The organism is Aerococcaceae bacterium DSM 111021 (assembly GCA_020112395.1).
Lineage (GTDB): Bacteria > Bacillota > Bacilli > Lactobacillales > Aerococcaceae > Ruoffia.
The window spans coordinates 464075-480979 of sequence record JACCEK010000001.1; the positions used below are offsets into that span (position 1 = coordinate 464075).

Here is a 16905-nt window from a genome sequence, read left to right on the forward strand (position 1 = left end):
CCCCTATAAAGTAACAAATAATAGTTTACTCTCTTTTATCAAGTTAAATCAGACATATTGTACCATATTTTATGCTCTTTAATGAGAATATAACAAATTTTATCATTTAATTTTTACATAAACCCTATTGTCAAAACGATGACAAAATATGACAATAGAACTACTTCTTTATTAAAGCTTGAACTTTCAGTATAATCAAAAATAGATATTTAAATAGAAATAATGAGGTGTCCTATGACAAATCGTGTACATATAATTTGCCATCCTGAAGCTGGCGGAGGAAATGGCAAAATCGTATTAAAAAAACTTCATGCTGAATTAGATAGTTTTCAAATGGAATATATAACTTATCTAACTGATTATTCAACTCACGCTGAAATTTTAACTGAACAATTAGTCAACCGTGGTCATAAAGAATATGACTCATACTTAATGGTTGTCGGTGGAGACGGTACATTGCATGAAGTGGTTCAATCTTTATTAAAGAATAATAAACTTATTCCCGTTACGTTTATTCCGGCTGGAACGGGTAATGATTTTTACAGAAACTGGCAAAAAAACCACTCAATTAGAGAGATTATTGAAACGATGTTATTCTCTGATTCACCAGTATCAATCCCAATTTTCACTTATAAAAATCTCATCACTGAGCGTCAAGGTCTTATTTTAAATAACATGGGATATGGATTTGATGCTGAGGCAAATTTCCGTGCGCAGAATCTTTTAGATAACTCCTTTCTGAATAAATTTGGTCTTAGAAAACTATCTTACTTAATTGGTCTACTAGTTAGCTTACCTAATATTCGTCATTTTGACGTCTCTGGTGAAATCGATAATCATCAATTTCATTATAATGATGTCAGCTTAGCTACGATTATGAATTCGCCGACATTAGGCGGTGGGATTAACATTGACCAACTTACAAAGCCAGAAAATAATGAAATAGCTCTTGTAATATATCACGAAATAAAATGGTCTTCGATATTCGATATATTAGCTAAAGTGTTAGTCACTAACAAAACGTATGAATCTAAAAATATTGACCGCTTTACTGGTCAGAATCTTAGATTAAGCATTACTGATCCAATAAGGGGTCACGTAGATGGAGAGGTGATACCTGAAATGCCTGTTAATATTGAGGTAACCTTATCATCTTATCCATTTTATTTACCTAAATAAAAGGAGTTGGATTTAAAAGTTATGAACGAAATTTTACAAAATAAATGGTTAGATACAAATCTGATTAAAGATATCCAAGCAACACAACCTGTCTTTTGGGAGAATGAACTTAAGATTCCGTTTGATGAAGCGGTTGAAAAGGTAGAATATTCAAAAAAAGATGTTGATAAAGCTGAGGCACGTTTAAAACGGTTTGCTCCTTTCATTAGCAAAGCTTTCCCTGAAACAGCTATTAATAATGGTTTGATTGAATCAAACTTTACTGAAATTAATACAATGAAAGAGTTCATAGAAGATACATATGACATAAATATTAGTGGGAAACTACTATTAAAACGTGATGATACATTGCCAATTGCTGGTACAATTAAAGCTCGTGGTGCCATCTATGAAGTATTAAAACATGCTGAAAATCTTGCTTTAGAAAACGGCTTACTTGAGTCAACTAAGGACAATTATGAGCAGTTCTTAAATGAAGAATTCAATGATTTTTTTAGCCAACATAAAATCATGGTTGGAACGACAGGTAATTTAGGTATCAGTGTCGGTGTCATGGGTGCGAAATTAGGCTTTAATGTAACTGTTCATATGTCTACTGAAGCTAAGCAATGGAAAAAAGATTTACTACGCTCTAGGGGTGTGAATGTCGTTGAACATCAAACTAACTTTACAGAAGCAGTCACTCAAGGTAGAGCTGAATCTCAAAATGATCCATCATACTTTGTCGATGATGAACATTCTATTGAATTATTCTTTGGCTACACAGTTGCTGGGAATCGATTAGCCAAACAACTAGAAGATGCAAATATCAAAGTAGATTCTGAGCATCCCCTGTTTGTGTATTTACCTTGTGGGATTGGCGGAAGTCCTGGTGGTATTAGTTTTGGTCTTAAACAAATTTATGGAGATAATGTTCACTGTATTTTTGCAGAGCCAACTCAAATGCCTTCTATGCTATTAGGTTTGGCTACGCGAGAATTTGATGGTGTTACTGTTGATGACTTTGGTATTGAATCACGAACAATAATGGATGGCTTAGCCGTCCCTCGAACATCTGGGCTTATCTCACGCATAATGCAATATTACTTTGATGGTGGCTACACTATTACTGAGCATGAGTCGATGCGTTTATTAGCCAAAATGATTGATTTAGAAGCTATTTCTTTAGAACCTGCTGCATTAGCTGGTGTTGTCGGTGTAGCTCGAATGCTAACGACAGAATCTGGTCAAGAATTTTTAACTAAGCATCAACTCCATTCTAAATTGGAGAATGCTACACATATCGCTTGGGCCACAGGCGGCAGTATGGTTCCGGATGTTGATATGCAAGCTTTCTATTTACAAGGTAAGGATGTAGACAATATCTAATTAGAATTAAATCCCATAAGGCATTCATTTATTTGATTATCTTATGGGATTTATTTTTATTTCCATAGATTATCGTATTTATTTGCCATTTAAAACTTATAGCCATATAATTTAATTAACAAATAGGAGGCGTTTTAAATGAGAAAGTTTTTGAAATACATTATTACTAGTGGTCTTTTACTTTCTTCAATATCATTAACTGGTGTTGAAGTCAGCGCAGTGGAAAGTATCGATGAAGCGAATGGTGTACGTGATTCATTGTATGAAACTATAGGAAGTCAGACAGAAATTGGTAATTCTGAAGAAATTATAGATACCTTAGCTTCTTCATTTGATGAAAAGAATAAAGACTTTAAATCAGGTAAATCGTTCACTTTCATGTTGTTTCAAGCTGGCCCAGAGGAATCTTCTGTACTTGCAGATGCTGAAGTCAATTATGATGACCAACAAGCTTTGAATGATATCATTGCACTATTCGAATCAAATAGTGGTACAGGTTCAACATCTCAGGAAGTAGCATATTCTAAGAACTATGACCCTTACTTAATTTATACAACTGAATCCGAAGATTCTGATTGGATAGAACAAGAATTTCCTAATCCTGATGAATTCACAATGAACCCCGATTACTTTGGATTAGTTGGTGGTGTTAGTAGTATATTCGAAAATGCCCAAAATAAAGACTTCGATTACGCTATTTATGAAACAGATTCAACATATTTATTTTACTCAGAAGATACAAATTTAAGTGTGATGGATGCCTTTGGAGCTGAATACAGCTTGGAATTAGATAATGTTACTGAAGAGGATTTGTCAAAAGAGGTTATTATTTCATTAGATAAGGATAGCTTATTTTTAAATTCTGTATATTTTAATATGGAAGGCGTTGTGAATGTTGAAATTCATACTGTCGTGGATAATCACGGTGAGTATGATGTCGATCATTTCGAAACTTTTATCGAAAGTTTATAATTTAATAAAAAAGCGAGAAAACTAGTTACAATAAACTAGTTTTCTCGCTTTTTATCATTTTAATGAATCCATGAAATCGTAAGGTGTGACCCCTTCCATGTTTATCATTGGATCAATCTGATTTATGGTAGCTTCGTTTAGTTTTAACTCTAATTCTTCTTCTTCTTCTTCTTCGGCTATCTTTACTTTTTCTACAGAAGATATCTCTGACTCTTTTTCAGACTGGTCAGGCAGCTCTGATATATCGCGTTTCTCTTCTTCATCACTTTCAGGCTCTTCACTATCTTCTTCATCAAACTGAACCTTCAATAAGTCACGTAAAAATGTCCTGCGTGGTTCTTTTTGACTCGTTACTGCTTTGTAGAAACTATCTGGATTCCCTATCATAATCAAACTAGACTGTGCTCGCGTGATTGCGGTGTATAAGATATCTTTTTGAAGCAATCTAGAGAACATGTCTACAAGTGGCAGTATGACAAGTGGGTATTCGCTTCCCTGTGCTTTATGGATAGATGTACAATATGCCAAAGTTAATTGATCTAAATCCGACTTTTTATAGATAAGTTCAGCATTATCAAAAGAGACCGTAATTTCTTCAACTTTTGAATCAGTTTCTTTTTTAAAATGAATGGATTCAATTCTACCTATGTCTCCATTATAAACGCCATCTTCTGAATTATTTATTAATTGTAAGACTTTATCCCCTACTCTAAACACTGTATCAAAATGATTTATCTCGCGTTTTCTAGGTTGAGGTGGATTCAATAATTCTTGTAGTAATGTATTTAGTGCATTGATTCCGGCAGGTCCTTTATACATTGGTGCTAAAACTTGCAAGTTTGTCGCATCAAATCCTTTTTTCTTTGCCGCAACTATAATCTGCTTTACGACGTGGCCAATTTGTTGACTTGGTGATTGTATAAATGAACGATCATGTTGTTTCATTAAAAAATCTTCCGGCAATTGACCTTGACGAATTGTGTGAGCTAGTTTAATAATCGTACTATCTTGAGCTTGACGATATATTTTTTCCAGCCGAAGAACGGGTAATACATCCGATTCAATCAAATCACTAAAAACTTTTCCAGGGCCAACTGATGGTAACTGATCTTTATCCCCTACAAAAACAACTTGAAGATGATACGGTATCGCTTGAACAAGCCAATTCATCAACCAAGTATCCACCATGGACATTTCATCAACAATTAACAAAGATCCTTCTAGCTCTGTCGCATGAAACTCGTCTACTTGTGAATCACGATTAAACCCAATTAATCGATGGATTGTAGATGCAGGCAGGCCGGTTGTTTCTTGCATACGTTTAGCTGCTCGTCCTGTTGGTGCTGCGAGTAAAACAGGATTTTCATCTACTTTCTTCATTGCTTGGTCCAAATCATAATCGTGTAAGATAGAATGTAGTAGAATAACACCTTTAATTAAGGTCGTTTTCCCCGTACCGGGACCTCCAGTAATCACTGATATTGGTGATTGTATTGACGTCTTTAAAGCTTTTTGTTGACTCTCATCATATTTAATTCCACTTATCTTAATGACTTCTTCAATAGCTTCATCTATCTCGTCTTCTTCAAAACGTTCAATTTGTTCATATTGATAGTAATTATCGATTTTTTTTACGATATTAAGTTCTGCAAAGTATAAACTTGGAATCATCAAGTTATCGACTAAGCGCATTAGCTGTTCGTTTGTTACGGCTAATTCCACTGCTTTTTCTAATAATTCATCGGAAATTAAGAAGCGTCGACTCGATTCTAACAACTTCCGACCATTGCGTTTAGCAACTTCTTCTGGAACGTATGTATCCCCATCACTATTTGATAATTCAGATACAGATATATATATACCAGCGACAATTCGATTAATATCTTCAGCATCGAAGTCTAATTGCTCTGCTAATTGATCTGCTTTATTGAACCCAATCCCCTCAATATCTTCAATTAATTTGTATGGATTCTCTTTAATTATAGTAATTGTTTCGCTTTCATATGCACGATATATTTTATCAGATAGAGCTGGTCCAAATCCCCATTCACTTAATTGCATAAAGATACGTTCAGTTCCTTGATGACGTAAAAGGCTATCACGTAAATCTTCTGCTTTAACTTTGGATAAGCCGTTTACGTTAGCCAAGGCATTCGAATCCGATATTATTGTATCAATCGCGTCTTGTCCTAACTCATCAACAATCCGTTCTGCTAAAACTTTTCCAACCCCTTTGAATCGGCTACTAGACAAATACTCTATCAACCCTTCATAGGATGTTGGTGCTTTTTGTTGGTATCTTGTGACTGCAAATTGTTCTCCATATTTTGGGTGATTGGTTAACTTACCAAAAAACTGGTATTCAGTATCGAGATGAAGTGAAGCAAACATTCCAGTAATAACCAACTCGTCTCCTAATAATAAGTCCGTCTCATCTAAATCGACACTTATTCTTACTACTTTATAGAAATTCGATGGATTCTCAAAATAGATCGCCTCTACGACACCTACGACTAATTCCTCATCTTGTGACATTCACTTCACCTCCCATTTATTTTTCTAACTAATGTATCATATCATAATTGAAACACGTTTTTAAATCTGTTTCTCGAGTATATAACTTCTTTTTAAAGGTTACACCGATTCCGTTTTGTTTAAGTGGAACAATTTAAATATATTATTCACCCTGTACCACTTAAACGCAAAAAAAACACGAGCTCTTTCGAACTCGTGCTGTTTTAATTATACATATTGTCTTTTCACACTGTTTGAGAACGCAGCATCGATTGTTCCGCCACCTAAACATTCTTCGCCATCGTAGAATACAACTGCTTGACCAGGTGTGATTGCACGAACAGGTTCTTTAAAGAACACTGTTGCTTTATCAGTATCTGCATCAATTTCCACTTTAACTTCAACGTCTTTTTGACGGTATCTGAATTTTGCAGTACATTCGAACGTTCTATTAACTGGTAAAGGACTTGTGAAACTTAAATCTGATGCTTCTAAGTAATCAGAGTATAAATTTTCATGATGGTAGCCTTGACCTACGTATAATGTTTGAGTGTCAGTGTCTTTACCAACTACAAACCATGGTTCGTTAGACTCTCCGCCTCCACCAATTCCTAATCCTTGGCGTTGACCTATTGTGTAATACATTAAACCAGAGTGGTCTCCTTTAACTTCCCCGTCAAGGGTAACCATTTTACCTGGTTTATTTGGTAAGTAGTTTGATAGAAACTCTTTAAAATTACGTTCACCAATAAAGCAAACTCCTGTAGAATCTTTCTTCTTAGCAGTTGCTAAACCAGCTCGCTCAGCAATCTCACGAACTTCTGATTTTTGTAAATGACCAAGTGGGAATAAACTTCTTTGTAATTGCTCTTGAGATAATTGGTTCAAGAAATATGTTTGGTCCTTATTATCATCCACCCCGCGTAATAAATGAACTGTTCCATCTAAATCGCGCTCTACTTGTGCATAATGTCCCATTGCTACATAATCTGCTCCTAAATCTAATGCATAATCTAAGAATGCTTTAAATTTCACTTCTTTATTACACATGACATCTGGGTTAGGTGTCCGGCCTTTTTTGTATTCTGATAAGAAGTACTCGAAGACACGATCCCAATATTCTTTCTCAAAGTTTACAGAATAGTAAGGAACGCCAATCTGTTCAGCTACTAAAGCCACATCCTTATAATCTTCTGTTGCAGTACAGACACCGAATTCATCCGTGTCATCCCAATTCTTCATAAATAACCCAATTACATCATAACCTTGTTCTTTTAGTAGTAACGCCGTGACAGAGGAATCTACCCCGCCACTCATTCCTACGACAACTCTAGTATTGCTGTTATCTGACATTGTCATTTCCTTTCTATTGACTATATTATTTATTATATTTTTTATTGTTCAGCTAATACATCACGGTCAATAAATCCATCAAAGATGAAGTTTACTTTTTCAACAACCATGCTATTATTATCTAATTTTGAGATATCAACCGTTGATAATCCTTTTTCGTTAACAGTAGATACTTTTAGACCTTTTAAGTCACTATCTATAGTCACTTTTAATACAAGTCCTTGTTTGTGCGCTGAATCTAATGGGCGCTTATAAATATAGTTTCCACCTTTTGTATCTACAAAGCCGTTATCGCGCAACGTATATGGACGTACCTCCGGGTTAACACTAAATGTACGATTGAAACCTTTTAATTCTGCAGTTTGTTTGAATGCCATAAATCGATCTTCCCCTCTGATATTTTCTTTAAACTCTGGATAAATTGATCGATGTCTTCTTTAGTAGTCTCGTAACCAAAAGAAATTCGTAAGCTCTGGCTCCATCTTTCAGTTTGCTCAGGGTAATAGGCTTTTAAAATCGCACTCTCAGTTAAACTACCTGCCGAACATGCACTGCCTGCTGATATATAGACATCATCTAAATCCATTTTTATTAGCATTTGACTCGCTATATTACCATTAAACCACAAATTATTAATATATGGTACTCGATTCTTTTCATCACCATTTATTTCAAATTGAATATTATGAAGATTTAATGAATCTAATAAATAACGACGCAAGTCTTTAAATTTAGAATACGTACTTTCTTGCTCAGCTAGTGTTAATTCTAATGCCTTTACCATGCCTAATATATATGGTACATTCTCAGTGCCAGAACGCATTTTGTTCTCTTGGCCTCCACCTTGCATAAAGGGTTCAAGATGGTTATGTTCCTGATATGAACGATAAACTAAAAAACCTATCCCTTTTGGCCCGTTAAATTTATGAGCAGACCCAACAAATGTTGTGCACTTTAACTTAGAGTAATCATAAGCAATGGGTCCAATTGCTTGAACTGAATCAACATGGAACCAAAGCTCATGTTCGTATGCTTGTTCACCTAACTCATAAATTGGAAGAATTGATCCGACTTCATTGTTAACTGCCATCGCAATCCATCCGATTGTTTTTTCAGTTGTTGAATCTAAGAACTGCTGGACTGTTATCTCACCTTTTTCGTTTGGTTGAATATATGTGACATCAAATCCTTGCGTTTCCAGATATTTCGTAACATTCGAAACAGACGGATGCTCAATTGCTGTCGTCACAATGTGATTTCCCTCACCCATCTCTCGTGACTTCATTGCTTGAGAACGGATAGCCCAGTTATTTGACTCAGTAGCGCCACTCGTGAAATATATTTCTGATTCTGACACTTTCAAAAGCTCTGCTAACTGCTTACGTGCTTGAATCATTGAATGTTTGACTGTTTTTCCTATTCGATATGTACTCGATGGATTCCCATAATCATTCATTAAAGATTCATGAATCACTTTCACTACTTCTGGACGTACTTTTGTTGTAGCTGCATTGTCTAAATAAACCATTTTAAACCCTCCTTTCAACTGTATATAAATACAACTTTAACATTATAACACAAATTTGAATATCTACAATATAAAAGTATCCTTTTTGAATTTAAATAAAAAATAAAAAATTTGTTATAACTAATGTTTCATTCTAAGTAACTAAATATTCACTATAAACTGGATATTATCAATTTATTCAAATATCATATATAATATATTAGGATTATTTAAGCTTTTAGTTTGTTTGACTAGTCAGTAGAACAAACTGTAAGGAAACTATTAAATTTTCAACTTAAAATATAAACAAGCGTGCTATAATATTATTTCTTTTAATTATTTTAGTAATATATTATTGATATTTAAGTCGAATTATTGGGAAAGGAGTATCTTATGCAACAACCATTAGCATTTCGCATGCGTCCAAAACACATAGATGAAGTTTTGGGACAGAAACATTTAGTCGGTGAAGGTAAAATTATACGTCGAATGGTCGTCTCTGAACGTTTGTCATCAATGATTCTTTATGGTCCTCCTGGAACGGGAAAGACAAGTATTGCTAGTGCCATCGCCGGGAGTACTAAGTACGCATTTCGTATCTTGAATGCTGCAACGGACTCTAAGAAAGATATGGAAGTTATTGTAGAAGAGGCAAAAATGTCTGGTACTGTCATTATGCTACTTGATGAGATTCATCGTTTAAATAAAGTGAAGCAAGACTACTTATTACCCCACTTGGAAAACGGGCGCGTGATTCTAATTGGAGCGACTACTGAAAATCCATATATATCGATAAACCCAGCTATCAGAAGTCGATTACAAATTTTTGAAGTGAAGCCATTATCACCTGAAGATATTAAATTAGGTTTAACTCGTGCAATCGCTGATAAAGAAGAAGGTTTAGGGAATTATAATATTGAGATTGCTGACGACATCTTAAACCATTTTTCTCATGTAACAAATGGAGATATCCGTTCATCTCTCAATGCCTTAGAATTAGCTGTATTATCAACAAAACCGGATTCAAATAATATTATCAACATTACTCAGGACGTTGCTGAAGAGTGTCTTCAACACAAGAGAATGACACATGACAAAGACGGTGATGCACATTATGATGTGATATCTGCTCTTCAGAAATCGATAAGAGGCAGCGATGTCGATGCTGCTATGTATTACTTGGCCATATTATTAGAAGCTGGCGAACTAACAATTGCTTGTAGGCGTCTTCTTATTATTGCTTATGAAGACATCGGTTTGGGGAATCCTGGAGCAACAACAAGAACAGTTTCTGCCGTAACTGCGGCTGAAAAAGTCGGCCTGCCAGAAGCACGTATACCTTTAGCCTTTGCTGTGGCTGACTTGGCTTTAAGTCCTAAATCAAATACAACATACCGAGCACTTAATAGTGCAATCTCTGATATCTCTTCTGGGAAGGTAGGTCAAGTTCCTGACCATGTTCGTGACGCCCATTACTCTGGTGCTGAGAAACTAGGTCGTGGCGTTGATTATAAATACCCACATGATTATCCACACCATTATGTAGATCAACAATATCTACCTGATAACTTAAAAAATCGCCAATACTTTGAACCCGATCCTACTGGGAAATACGAAGAAGCTTTATCTCAAATATATAAGCAAATTAAGCAAAAATAATCACATAATATTTTGATAGTAACCCTTTACAATGTTGTTAGTTCGATGAAAGTTTAATTGTTGCATTATATTATATAAGTGCTATAATATAGTTAATAAAGGTTCTCTGAGGTGTACGTTGTATATATATTGTGTGGACCGAACATTTCTTTTTATCTTGGGATCCTACGATCATGTTTCTATGACAAGCCTTTTACATTTGGAAGTCAGAACAAACTTGTGTGGAGCCCACCTGTAGTTACTTGCAGGTTCAATAACATATATGTACGGAAACGGCACCACCGGATGCTTTTTAGTCGGCTTAACAGCCGACTTTTTTGTACTTTCATATTCTAAAAAGCCGATAACATCTGATTTCCAGATACTATCGGCTTTTTTATACGTTATTAATTCGTGGTTATTTCAATTCGGTTTCCATCTGGATCTACCACTACGGCTTCATAATATCCATCTCCTGTTGTTCTAGGTCCATCCAATGTTTCATATCCATCCTTGTTTAGTCGGCTGTTCACTTGATCCACATCGGTCTTATCTCCTACACTGATTGCTAAATGAGCATAACCAAACAGTTCTCCGCTTGCTTCTTTAATATCATCGCGATGCATTATTTCTAAACGCGAGCCATCTTTAAAACTTAAGAAATATGATTTGAACCCTTTCTTCTCATTATGATATAAATCATTAGCCGTGACATTGAAGAATTTTTCATAATATCGACGCGTAACCTCTAAATCTTTAACCCACAATCCTACATGCTCTATTCTCATAATATACCTCCTCAGATTTTTCATTCATATTATACAGTATTATCATATCTTAATATAGTTTTCACGCTAGTCTTATAAACTTATTGACTTAAAACAGACCAAATTAAATGTAAAATAATTGTTTTTTAGGTATAATTATAAATACAAAGATAGGAGGAATGAACATGCGTAAATGGCCTTGGTTAAAAATTATTTGGTATGTCATTTTAATAATTGTCGCTATCAAAAAGACGAGCGATGAAGCTGAAAAAATAAGCTAGTGGACTCTAGTTATTATTGTCATTTAATTTGGCAATATAAAGTATCCTAGATGATAATACTTCATCTAGGGTACTTTTTTGCGATCACTCGTGACAAACCTATCTAATTCATCTACAATTAAACTACTATGATTATTGGGGTGAATGAGATGACAACATTAATGATAATTGACGACGATCCAATTGTGGTTGAATCTTTAAGTTTAATTACTGAAAATGCAGGCTATGATGTTCTTGTAACAGGTCATTCTGCTGAAGAAGCAATTGCTAATTACTCAATTTTCAAACCAGACATTACATTATTGGACATTAGGATGAGTGAACATTCAGGCATCGATGCTGCCTCTACGATTCTATCTCAATATCCTCAGGCAAAAATTCTTCTTGTCACTACGTTTGAAGACTCAGAATACATTCAGACTGCCCTTCAACTTGGTTGTAAAGGTTATATATTAAAGCAAAACATCAAAAGCATACTCCCTGCTATAGAAGCTGTGGTTAACAATCAGACTGTCTTAGACAATACAATTGTGAATAATGTCGCACAGTCTGTTATAAACACGAATAACAACATGATAAATGATCTCACTCCACGTGAACTAGATATTTATCAAGCTGTCGCAGAGGGGTTAAACAATAAAGAAATTGCTGAAAAATTATACCTTAGTGAAGGAACAATTCGTAATTATATATCACAATTATTGCTTAAACTAAACTTACGCGATCGTACACAACTCGCTATTAGTTTTTATAAAAGCAATGAATCTAAATAAAATTGATAAAGGAAGGATTATTCATGGTTTTTAATATTTTAATTTATGCATTTCCAGCTATGTTTATTATTTTAGGAGGCTATTTATTGGTTTATAGACAAACTTTACTCCTAGTGTTTGGTGATTATTCCAACAAAGTCATTATAGCTTTTAGTGTATTGCTGTTTTTAGTCGGTATACTAGGCTTAGTACTCGTCTTAAATAATTTAATTGGAATGATGTTAATTTGGATGTTAGCTGCTCTAATTGTTGTCTTTTTCATGGTGTTTGTCTTTTATTGGTTATTTAAAGCCAATAATAACAAAAAATAGAAAAGTGGATATCTACTCTGTGCTTACAGAGATAGACATCCACTTTTTTATTATCTTAATCTAGTACGCGAACAAGATCTTTTCCATCGACTTCTTCAACTTCTACCTTTACACGTTCCTGCTTAGATGTTGGTATATTTTTCCCAACAAAGTCAGGTCTAATAGGTAGTTCACGGTGTCCCCTGTCAACAAGTACTGCCAATTGAATATGTGATGGTCGGGCATTTTCTAATATTGCGTCCATCGCTGCTCTTACAGTACGTCCTGTATAAAGTACATCATCAACGACGACTACTTTTTTGCCACTTAAATCATTTATAAACGTAACTGGTTTTACTTCTGGACTAACCGATTTCTTAGACAAATCATCTCGATAAAAAGTAATGTCTAATATTTCTAAAGGTAATTTAATACCTTCAATTTCTTCTATTTTTTCTTGAAGTCGCTTCGCCAAAAATTCACCTCGGGTTTTGATACCAAGTATGACAAGATTATCTGTTGATTTATTCTTCTCTAGTATTTCATGAGCTATGCGTTTTAACGTTCTTTGCATCCCATTTTGATCCATTAATTCTCTTTCACTCATATTGACCCTCCTGTAAAAAAAGACCGCAAACCCCTATAGGATTGCGGTTTTTTTCTATTAATTATTTTTTAAAACGTTCAACGTCACGAGCAATAGCTACTTCTTCGTTAGTTGGAATGTTGTAGATTGCGAATTTTGAGTCATCAGTTGAAATTAAAGCTTCTTTACGCGTATCGTTACGCTCGTCATCAATTTCTCCACCAAAGAACGTAATTCCGTCCATGATAATTTTACGAGTAATTCCAGAGTTTTCACCGATCCCAGCTGTAAATACAACTGCATCTACACCGTTCATTACAGCAATATATTGAGCAATATATTTTTGAACACGATTCATAAAGATATCTAATGTTAATTGTGCACGTTCGTTTCCTTCTGCTGCTGCATCTTCAACGTCACGCATATCACTTGATACACCTGATAAACCTAATAATCCAGATTTTTTATTGAAGATTGTAATAGCATCATTCACGTCAGTGATGTTTAATTTATCCATTAAGAATGGAATAATTGAAGCATCAATATCACCAGTACGCGTACCCATTGTTACACCAGCTAGAGGAGTGAATCCCATAGATGTATCTACTGATTTACCACCGTCAACAGCTGTAATAGAAGCTCCATTACCTAAATGACATGTGATAATTTTTAAGTCTTCAATTGGCTTACCAATTAATTCAGCAGCACGTTTACTTACAAAATCGTGACTAGTTCCATGAGCACCGTATTTACGGATTTGGAAATCTTCATAATATTCGTAAGGTAAGCTATATAAGTAGTTTACTTCTGGCATTGTCGTATGGAATGAAGTATCAAATACAGCTACCGCAGTTGCGTGAGGTAAGCGTTCTTCGAATACATGCATAACTTCTGCTTCTGCTGGGTTATGTAACGGTGCAAAATCACCTAAATCTTCAACTTGTTTAATAACTTCTGCAGTAACTAATGTTGATTCTTTAAAGATTTCTCCACCAGCTACAACACGGTGTCCTACACCTGTGATTTCAGTTAAGTCTGTAATGATTTGGAATTCTTCTAATTTATCAAATAACATGTCAACTGCTTGACCATGAGTGGCAATATCTTCTGTTACTGTAAATTCTTGGTCATCACCGTATTCGATTGTGAATACAGAATTGTTGATACCAATTCTTTCCACTAAACCTTTAGCAATAACTGATTCTTCTGGCATATTGTATAACTGGAACTTTAAACTTGAACTCCCAGCGTTAATCGCAAATGTTTTAGACATTAATATATTCTCTCCTCTATAATTATAAGTCATATTACTATTATACATTTATTATAACAGATTGCATTAGAAGTTCTCTATTAAATGATAATTAATTTTAATACAACCCTTAAGTTAAAGCGCTACATTTTTTTTAAAAAATCGGTAGATTGTGTCTGGTTAACTTGAAAAGCTTAATTTTATGTCATTAAAGGTTTGTTACGACTCATAATGGGCAATCACATCGATTTTCACTTTCGCTCCTAGTGGTAAGCTTCCAACTGCAAAAGAGCTTCGAGCTGGATAGGGTTTCTGAAAATTCATTGCATACACTTCATTCACCATAGATGAATCTCCAATGTCATTCATGTATAGCACAACCTTTACAACACTTGTTAAATTCAATCCAGCAGCATCTAGGATATGCGAAAGGTTCTTAAAGACTTGCTTTGTTTCTTCTCCAGCGTTACCATTCACTAACTTGTTAGTTACTGGATCGATGCCAATTTGCCCTGAGACATACAATACATCTCCTACACGAACTGCTTGTGAATAGGGATCCATAGGTTTTGGTGCTTTGTTAGAATAATATACTTTTTTCATTAAGTTACCCACCCTTTCTGTTAGTATACTTTAATTATAATAGATTAGAAGATAATGTATAGGAAAGTGAATATTTGTTGTTCTCTAATTAAATACCCATTTTTATGGGTTAAGCGGAGAATGTGTGTTATAATTTACGAAATAAATCAAAAGGTGGTACACACAATGCAAGCTGTAATTACTGTTATCGGTAAAGATAAGGTTGGTATTCTCGCTGAAGTAGCAAAACAATGTGCTGAGCATAATGCCAACGTCGTTGACGTTGAACAAACAATTATGCAAGATTACTTTACTATGATTATGCTAGTAAATATCGATGATCTTTCAGTCGAATTTGAAGAATTCCAAAGAAACACTAAAGAAAGCATCCCTGAGATGGAAATACACGTCATGCATGAAGATATTTTCAATTCTATGCACCAAATTTAAGGAGTTAAACCATGTTAGATATGCAAAATGTAATTGAAACAGTTTCAATGATTAAAGAAGACAATTTAGATATTCGCACAATCACAATGGGTATATCCCTTGCTGATTGTGCGGACGGCGATATCGACCGTTCGTGTGAAAAGGTTTACAACAAAATTTATAGCTCTGCTAAAGATTTAGTTAAAACTGGTGAGAAAATTGAAGAAATATTTGGTATTCCGATTGTAAACAAACGCATCTCGGTTACACCTATTTCTCAGCTACTCGCTGCATCCGGTGGGGATCCATTAAAATATGCACGTGTATTAGATAAAGTAGCACAGGATATCGGTGTAAATTATATTGGTGGCTATTCTGCTTTAGTACATAAAGGCTTTAGTAAAGGTGATTTAGAATTAATCCAATCAATTCCCCAAGCAATGGCCGAAACTAATCATGTATGTTCTTCTGTAAATATCGGTTCAACTCGTGCGGGAATTAATATGGACGCCGTCGCTATGATGGGTAAAGTTGTTCGTGAAGCAGCAGAGTTAACACAAGATAATGAGTGTATGGGTGCTTCTAAAATCGTCGTATTCTGTAACGCTGTTGAAGATAATCCATTCATGGCTGGTGCATTCCATGGTGCTGGAGAGCCTGATGTTGTTATTAACGTTGGAGTATCTGGTCCTGGAGTGGTGCGTAATGCCTTAGCGAATCTTGATAAAAAAGCTTCACTTGAAGTAGTAGCCGATACAATTAAACAAACGGCTTTCAAAGTTACTCGTATGGGGCAATTAGTTGGTACCGAAGCTTCAAAAATGTTAGGTGTACCATTCGGTATCGTTGACCTTTCCCTAGCTCCTACACCTGCAGTGGGCGATTCAGTCGCTCATATCTTGGAAGAGATTGGTTTAGATCAAGTTGGAGCACATGGTTCGATTGCAACTTTAGCAATGCTAAATGATGCAGTCAAAAAAGGTGGCGTCATGGCCTCTTCTCACGTTGGAGGTTTATCAGGTGCGTTTATCCCTGTCAGTGAAGATGCTGGTATGATTGCTGCTGCTGCCAATGGGACATTGAACATTGAAACTTTAATGTCGATGACCGCAGTTTGCTCAGTTGGTTTAGATATGATTGTCATTTCAGGTACAACGCCACCTGAAGTGATCTCAGCTATTATTGCAGATGAAGCAGCTATAGGTATGATCAATTCTAAAACTACAGCAGTTCGTGTCATCCCAGCAATTGGACGCTCAGATGATGAATGGTTAGACTTTGGTGGTTTGTTCGGTAAAGGTTCAGTTATGCCTTTAAATCCAACTTCTCCAAAAGTGTTTATCAATCGTGGCGGACGAATTCCTGCTCCACTTCAAAGTTTAAAAAATTAAATTCCCAAGGACTTGCTTATTCT

At 35.1% G+C, this 16905-nt stretch carries 16 protein-coding genes and 1 other RNA gene; 9 read left to right on the top strand and 8 right to left on the bottom strand.

The features are described 5' to 3' along the window. Window positions 1-234: 234 nt before the first annotated feature. The 3 genes from HYQ40_02195 (at window position 235) to HYQ40_02205 (ending at window position 3519) form a co-directional block, all read left to right on the top strand. Entirely contained in the window at window positions 235-1179 is a 945-nt protein-coding gene (locus HYQ40_02195) for a hypothetical protein (GenBank protein MBZ6526572.1), read from the top strand. A 21-nt stretch (window positions 1180-1200) separates the two neighbouring features. Continuing rightward, a complete protein-coding gene (locus tag HYQ40_02200; GenBank protein ID MBZ6526573.1) occupies window positions 1201-2547 on the top strand; it encodes a D-serine ammonia-lyase in 1347 nt (448 codons plus the stop codon). A gap of 138 nt (window positions 2548-2685) precedes the next feature. Next, window positions 2686-3519 (top strand): hypothetical protein, encoded by an 834-nt coding sequence (locus HYQ40_02205; GenBank protein MBZ6526574.1) that lies wholly within the window; start codon window positions 2686-2688, stop codon window positions 3517-3519. Between the two features lie 54 nt (window positions 3520-3573). Here HYQ40_02205 and HYQ40_02210 read toward each other — a convergent pair whose 3' ends face one another. The 4 genes from HYQ40_02210 to HYQ40_02225 all read right to left on the bottom strand — a co-directional run bounded on the left by HYQ40_02210 (window position 3574) and on the right by HYQ40_02225 (window position 8914). Further along, on the bottom strand, window positions 3574-6054 hold the full coding sequence (locus HYQ40_02210) for an ATP-dependent RecD-like DNA helicase (GenBank protein ID MBZ6526575.1): 2481 nt from the start codon (window positions 6052-6054) through the stop codon (window positions 3574-3576). Between the two features lie 207 nt (window positions 6055-6261). Then, entirely contained in the window at window positions 6262-7392 is a 1131-nt protein-coding gene (mnmA, locus tag HYQ40_02215) for a tRNA 2-thiouridine(34) synthase MnmA (protein MBZ6526576.1), read from the bottom strand. 35 nt (window positions 7393-7427) lie between these two features. Beyond that, on the bottom strand, window positions 7428-7763 hold the full coding sequence (locus HYQ40_02220) for a cysteine desulfurase (GenBank protein ID MBZ6526577.1): 336 nt from the start codon (window positions 7761-7763) through the stop codon (window positions 7428-7430). Next, window positions 7736-8914, bottom strand: coding sequence for a cysteine desulfurase (locus tag HYQ40_02225; GenBank protein ID MBZ6526578.1), 1179 nt, complete (start codon window positions 8912-8914; stop codon window positions 7736-7738). Before HYQ40_02225 ends, HYQ40_02220 begins: the two co-directional genes overlap by 28 nt. A gap of 372 nt (window positions 8915-9286) precedes the next feature. Here HYQ40_02225 and HYQ40_02230 point away from each other — a divergent pair, with 372 nt between their 5' ends. Both HYQ40_02230 and ssrS read left to right on the top strand, forming a co-directional pair. Then, a complete protein-coding gene (locus HYQ40_02230; protein ID MBZ6526579.1) occupies window positions 9287-10552 on the top strand; it encodes a replication-associated recombination protein A in 1266 nt (421 codons plus the stop codon). A gap of 100 nt (window positions 10553-10652) precedes the next feature. Further along, a non-coding RNA gene (ssrS, locus tag HYQ40_02235) (6S RNA) lies at window positions 10653-10844 on the top strand. A gap of 94 nt (window positions 10845-10938) precedes the next feature. Here ssrS and HYQ40_02240 read toward each other — a convergent pair. Then, window positions 10939-11319, bottom strand: coding sequence for a VOC family protein (locus tag HYQ40_02240; GenBank protein ID MBZ6526580.1), 381 nt, complete (start codon window positions 11317-11319; stop codon window positions 10939-10941). Window positions 11320-11728: 409 nt separating this feature from the next. On the opposite strand from HYQ40_02240, the gene HYQ40_02245 reads away from it, so the two are divergent. Continuing rightward, window positions 11729-12352 (top strand): response regulator transcription factor, encoded by a 624-nt coding sequence (locus HYQ40_02245; protein MBZ6526581.1) that lies wholly within the window; start codon window positions 11729-11731, stop codon window positions 12350-12352. Between the two features lie 86 nt (window positions 12353-12438). Further along, window positions 12439-12663, top strand: a complete 225-nt coding sequence (locus tag HYQ40_02250) for a hypothetical protein (protein ID MBZ6526582.1) — start codon at window positions 12439-12441, stop codon at window positions 12661-12663. 55 nt (window positions 12664-12718) lie between these two features. Here the strand turns inward: HYQ40_02250 and pyrR are convergent, their stop codons facing one another. The 3 genes from pyrR to HYQ40_02265 all read right to left on the bottom strand — a co-directional run bounded on the left by pyrR (window position 12719) and on the right by HYQ40_02265 (window position 15083). Further along, window positions 12719-13249: a bifunctional pyr operon transcriptional regulator/uracil phosphoribosyltransferase PyrR gene (pyrR, locus tag HYQ40_02255; GenBank protein MBZ6526583.1), complete on the bottom strand. Its 531-nt coding sequence runs from the start codon at window positions 13247-13249 to the stop codon at window positions 12719-12721. Window positions 13250-13310: 61 nt separating this feature from the next. Next, complete coding sequence (locus HYQ40_02260; protein MBZ6526584.1) at window positions 13311-14501, bottom strand: acetate kinase; 1191 nt, start codon at window positions 14499-14501, stop codon at window positions 13311-13313. A 198-nt stretch (window positions 14502-14699) separates the two neighbouring features. Then, complete coding sequence (locus HYQ40_02265) at window positions 14700-15083, bottom strand: RidA family protein (GenBank protein MBZ6526585.1); 384 nt, start codon at window positions 15081-15083, stop codon at window positions 14700-14702. 165 nt (window positions 15084-15248) lie between these two features. Between HYQ40_02265 and HYQ40_02270 the strand changes: the two genes are divergently transcribed. Then, the gene (locus tag HYQ40_02270) at window positions 15249-15512 is read left to right on the top strand and encodes an ACT domain-containing protein (protein ID MBZ6526586.1); all 264 of its coding nucleotides are present in this window, start codon (window positions 15249-15251) and stop codon (window positions 15510-15512) included. 11 nt (window positions 15513-15523) lie between these two features. Next, a complete protein-coding gene (locus HYQ40_02275) occupies window positions 15524-16882 on the top strand; it encodes a PFL family protein (protein ID MBZ6526587.1) in 1359 nt (452 codons plus the stop codon). Window positions 16883-16905 lie beyond the last annotated feature (23 nt).

Coding starts and splice junctions, on each gene's coding strand:
- HYQ40_02225 (MBZ6526578.1), bottom strand. CDS start 8,914: ATGGTTTATTTAGACAATGCAGCTACAACAAAAGTACGTCCAGAAGTA.
- HYQ40_02200 (MBZ6526573.1), top strand. CDS start 1,201: ATGAACGAAATTTTACAAAATAAATGGTTAGATACAAATCTGATTAAA.
- HYQ40_02270 (MBZ6526586.1), top strand. CDS start 15,249: ATGCAAGCTGTAATTACTGTTATCGGTAAAGATAAGGTTGGTATTCTC.
- HYQ40_02230 (MBZ6526579.1), top strand. CDS start 9,287: ATGCAACAACCATTAGCATTTCGCATGCGTCCAAAACACATAGATGAA.
- HYQ40_02245 (MBZ6526581.1), top strand. CDS start 11,729: ATGACAACATTAATGATAATTGACGACGATCCAATTGTGGTTGAATCT.
- HYQ40_02205 (MBZ6526574.1), top strand. CDS start 2,686: ATGAGAAAGTTTTTGAAATACATTATTACTAGTGGTCTTTTACTTTCT.
- HYQ40_02260 (MBZ6526584.1), bottom strand. CDS start 14,501: ATGTCTAAAACATTTGCGATTAACGCTGGGAGTTCAAGTTTAAAGTTC.
- HYQ40_02265 (MBZ6526585.1), bottom strand. CDS start 15,083: ATGAAAAAAGTATATTATTCTAACAAAGCACCAAAACCTATGGATCCC.
- pyrR (MBZ6526583.1), bottom strand. CDS start 13,249: ATGAGTGAAAGAGAATTAATGGATCAAAATGGGATGCAAAGAACGTTA.
- HYQ40_02240 (MBZ6526580.1), bottom strand. CDS start 11,319: ATGAGAATAGAGCATGTAGGATTGTGGGTTAAAGATTTAGAGGTTACG.
- mnmA (MBZ6526576.1), bottom strand. CDS start 7,392: ATGACAATGTCAGATAACAGCAATACTAGAGTTGTCGTAGGAATGAGT.
- HYQ40_02220 (MBZ6526577.1), bottom strand. CDS start 7,763: ATGGCATTCAAACAAACTGCAGAATTAAAAGGTTTCAATCGTACATTT.
- HYQ40_02195 (MBZ6526572.1), top strand. CDS start 235: ATGACAAATCGTGTACATATAATTTGCCATCCTGAAGCTGGCGGAGGA.
- HYQ40_02210 (MBZ6526575.1), bottom strand. CDS start 6,054: ATGTCACAAGATGAGGAATTAGTCGTAGGTGTCGTAGAGGCGATCTAT.
- HYQ40_02275 (MBZ6526587.1), top strand. CDS start 15,524: ATGTTAGATATGCAAAATGTAATTGAAACAGTTTCAATGATTAAAGAA.